Source organism: Paenibacillus sp. A3, from assembly GCF_001399685.1.
Classification (GTDB): domain Bacteria; phylum Bacillota; class Bacilli; order Paenibacillales; family NBRC-103111; genus Paenibacillus_G.
In genome coordinates this window covers 1-3,335 of the sequence record NZ_JTHN01000179.1, presented here as the reverse complement: position 1 = coordinate 3,335, position 3,335 = coordinate 1, and the positions used below count along the sequence as shown (strand labels likewise).

Here is a 3,335-nt window from a genome sequence, read left to right as displayed (position 1 = left end):
GGCGGGGCTGCGCCCCGGGGACATCGTCGTGTCCTTCGGCGGCCGCGACGTTCCGACCTATGCCGAGTTCATCCGCTCGCTCGGCCTGTGCGCCGGGACGAACGGGCCGGTCGGCGTGACGTATTACCGCGAAGGACGCAGACTGCACACGGAAGCCGCGCTGTCGTATGACAAGCTGCTGACGGGACTTGTAGACCCGACGGAAGAGTCGGTGCGGCAAGTGACCGACGGAAAGCGTTCCTCCTGATACAAAAGCCGCTGGCAGCGGGCCGACGAACCCAGTAGCCCCTGCGCCGTTTCACTCTTGCAGAACGAAGCGGCGTCCGGGGTAACGAGCCGTCATTTCGAATCCGGCACGGATTCGGAACGGACGGCTTCGTCCGTTTTCCACAAGCTGCCGGATCCGGACCGCTGCCTGGCAAGCAGCTCACGTTTCTTTCTCACTTCCTCGAGCGGGGTTTCCTCGATATCGATCAGGCCCGTGAACGTTTCGTCCAGCGACAGCCGCACCGTCGTTTCGCACCGGACTCCGTCCCGCACATATGCCACTACCGGCTCCGCGGTCTTTCCGTAGAACGACGAAATGGCGCGAACAAACGCCGGATAGTCGGGTGTCGGCATTCCTCCGATCTCGACGATGACATCGCCGGCCCGCATGCCCGCCCGGTCGACGGGGCTGTTCGGAAATACCTGCAGCAAGTAGTTCCCTCCCCGGACCGGAACGCACACCATCGGGCTCTGCTCTTCGTTCACCGTACAGTTGGCGACGCCGAGGCGCGGATAGCTGAACATTTCGATGCGCAAATCCAGCCCAAGCTCAAGCACAGACTTCAAATTCATCAACGACCGCCGCCATCCCATTTCCAAACATTCCCGGAACCACTGGCCGTGCGTCGTCGGCTCGAATCCGGTCACCTCCAGGGTCAGCTTGACAAAAGGCCCCTGCTGTTCCAGCGTATATGCCGTGCTGACAAGGTATCGGACCGTGCGGCCGTCGGGGTCCATGGAATCGTACGTGTCGGCAAAAGCGATATGATGTGGCGGCTCGCACCGGATCACGACCGATTCGTTGTTAATATCGCCGTAATTGAGCGTGTACCGATCGCCGATTTTCGGCTCATCCTCGGTCCCGGTCGTTCGGGCGTAATACGTCAAATACGAGCTGGAGCCAGGCGCGGTCGCTACCGACCACCACACCCGCTCAAGCGGAGCTTCCAAATACGTAATATTGACGGTCCGGTCCAGCGGACATGGGATCATGGCTCGTTCTCCTCCGTTAATAAGGTATAGATTCGTTCTGCCCGACCGCCCAGCTCTTTGACGAGTCCGGGGAAGGTGCACAGCACGTCCAACGTAGGCCAGTGCGCCTCGGGAATAGGCTGTCCCGCGCGCGCCAGCGTCTTCAGACAAGCTTCGTACTGCGGTACGATCCGTTCGTCCCGCCGCTGCGCGTAAGCGCTCATCGCCTCGGTCCACGTCCGTTCTCCGCGCATATACGCATCAAGCTCCTCGGCCAGCATCTCGGCGGAGCATACCGCATTGTCGATGCCGACGCCGGACACGGGATGCAGGTGCGCGCCGGCGTCGCCGACCAGCGCCCACCCCGGGCCGTACGGTTTGCGCACGTAGCTGCGGAGCGTATCCACTCCGCGAACGCTGCCCTGCAGCCGCGCGTACCGGAGACGGGGGCCCAGCGTGCGGATGCGGCTCAGCCGCTCGACGAACTTGGTAGCGGGATCGCCCGACCAAGAGCGGAACGTCTCCTGAGGCAGCATGACCGCGATGCAGTGCCGTCCCCCGTCAATCGGATTGCATAGCACAATGTCCGTCTCGCTCCAATACCACTCCACAGCCGGAATTGGCAGCGGGTCCGCATGCAGTACGTACGCATAGTACACGCCCAAATGGCGCTCGTCCGAAGCCATCGCCGTTTCGGCTCTGACCCGTCGGGCCACCGACGAATGTCTGCCGTCTGCGCCGATCACGGCCCGCGCCTTGTACGTCTCCACGGAACCGTCGGGCAATTTGCAGCGGACGCCGCATACGCCGTCCTCCCCTTCGAGCAGATCGATAACCTGCGTCGACAGTTTGGCGTTCACCTCCGGCAGCCCGCAAGCCGCATCCAGAAGCCAACGATCCAACAGCTCCCTCCTTACGCCCAGCGCCCTGGGGGTGACGCAAATATCCGACTCGAACAGCCGTCCCTCCAGATCGATGCGCATCCTCGTCAGGGCGGGAATGCCGCTGGTTTCCATTTTTCGCGCAATGCCAAGCCTTTCGTAAATCCCCGTCTCGCCCAAGATGTGCGTCGACAAAGTCGGTCCCGGCACCGCATAACGGTCGATCAGCAGCGTCCGGTAGCCTTTTTGTCCGAGAAAATAAGCGGTGGCCGCCCCGGCGCACCTGGCTCCCACGATAATAAAATCGTACATAGTCCACTCCCTTGCCAATCGAGTTCGCGGATGCTAAAGCTTTCGCATGTCCGTACGCTTGAAAACGAAAGGGCCATACAGGATGGCCCTCTCGCTGGATAACGATTAGTTGGATTGCAAGCAGCCGTAGATGGTGCCTACTTGGTTGTCTTCCGCGTCGAACAACGGAATTACGCTGTCCGAATAGAACGTGGCGTCTTTCGGAGGAAGACCTTTCAATGTGCCTTTCATATGGATCGGTTTTTTGTTGTGGAACTCGCCTTGAGGCGTTTCGATCACCCAGTACAACCAGGACTCGCCTTGTACGCCGTCCGCCATTTTTTTGTTGAACGGAATGGAAGCGCTGGCTTTCATCGTTCTGCCTTGTCCTTGCAGACCGCCGCGTACGCGGATGGTAGCGCCCGGCCAGATGACGCTGGAAGTGGCTACGAGATCGACGTTCATGATTTCCAGATCAACGGTTACGCCCGTTTTCAAGCTGAATTCGGAATCGCTCACCGTGAAGTGAGTCGGAGCGGCTTGTTTGAAGTGCAATTCTTCGCTGCGGCCGTCGAGCAGTTCCAGGTACGTTTTGCTGTTGGAGTTTTCGAGCGTCATGCCGATTTTCTTTGTGATGGTTTTCATTGCGATACCTCCGTTTGGTGGATTGGTTTGTTGTCTCCCGGGGACATCCTTATCATCGCATGATTGGGGAAATATCACTCAGCTTTTGACCTGCTGGTTTTTCGTCTTTTGTTGGCTCCGGCAGGGGATATAAAAAAAACGGACCATCCTGTAAAGGAGGTCCGCCCAGAGTGTTGAGAAAGTGGTCTAAGCAAAAATAGAGAAGCATATGGAGGTGGGGTATCCACTGGAGAAGCGATGGCGGCCGCCTTTGTCTTCGGGAAATGTCCGCTAGTAAGC

Annotated in this window: 3 protein-coding genes and 1 pseudogene; 1 reads left to right on the top strand and 3 read right to left on the bottom strand. The window is 59.3% G+C overall.

All coding sequences use genetic code 11. The annotated features are described in order from the left end of the window. Nucleotides 1-247 (top strand): annotated as a pseudogene (locus QJ48_RS37680) (hypothetical protein); the annotation flags it as partial. Between the two features lie 92 nt (nucleotides 248-339). Here QJ48_RS37680 and QJ48_RS25420 read toward each other — a convergent pair. The 3 genes from QJ48_RS25420 to QJ48_RS25410 all read right to left on the bottom strand — a co-directional run bounded on the left by QJ48_RS25420 (nucleotide 340) and on the right by QJ48_RS25410 (nucleotide 3,056). Further along, nucleotides 340-1,260: an SRPBCC domain-containing protein gene (locus tag QJ48_RS25420; RefSeq protein WP_054976211.1), complete on the bottom strand. Its 921-nt coding sequence runs from the start codon at nucleotides 1,258-1,260 to the stop codon at nucleotides 340-342. Then, a complete protein-coding gene (locus QJ48_RS25415) occupies nucleotides 1,257-2,432 on the bottom strand; it encodes an NAD(P)/FAD-dependent oxidoreductase (RefSeq protein WP_054976210.1) in 1,176 nt (391 codons plus the stop codon). Before QJ48_RS25415 ends, QJ48_RS25420 begins: the two co-directional genes overlap by 4 nt. Before the next feature lie 105 nt (nucleotides 2,433-2,537). Beyond that, nucleotides 2,538-3,056, bottom strand: coding sequence for a hypothetical protein (locus QJ48_RS25410; protein ID WP_036681398.1), 519 nt, complete (start codon nucleotides 3,054-3,056; stop codon nucleotides 2,538-2,540). Nucleotides 3,057-3,335 lie beyond the last annotated feature (279 nt).

What these genes read in the sequence shown, in the direction of transcription:
- QJ48_RS25410 (WP_036681398.1), bottom strand. Translation starts at nt 3,056, where the DNA reads ATGAAAACCATCACAAAGAAAATCGGCATGACGCTCGAAAACTCCAAC.
- QJ48_RS25415 (WP_054976210.1), bottom strand. Translation starts at nt 2,432, where the DNA reads ATGTACGATTTTATTATCGTGGGAGCCAGGTGCGCCGGGGCGGCCACC.
- QJ48_RS25420 (WP_054976211.1), bottom strand. Translation starts at nt 1,260, where the DNA reads ATGATCCCATGTCCGCTGGACCGGACCGTCAATATTACGTATTTGGAA.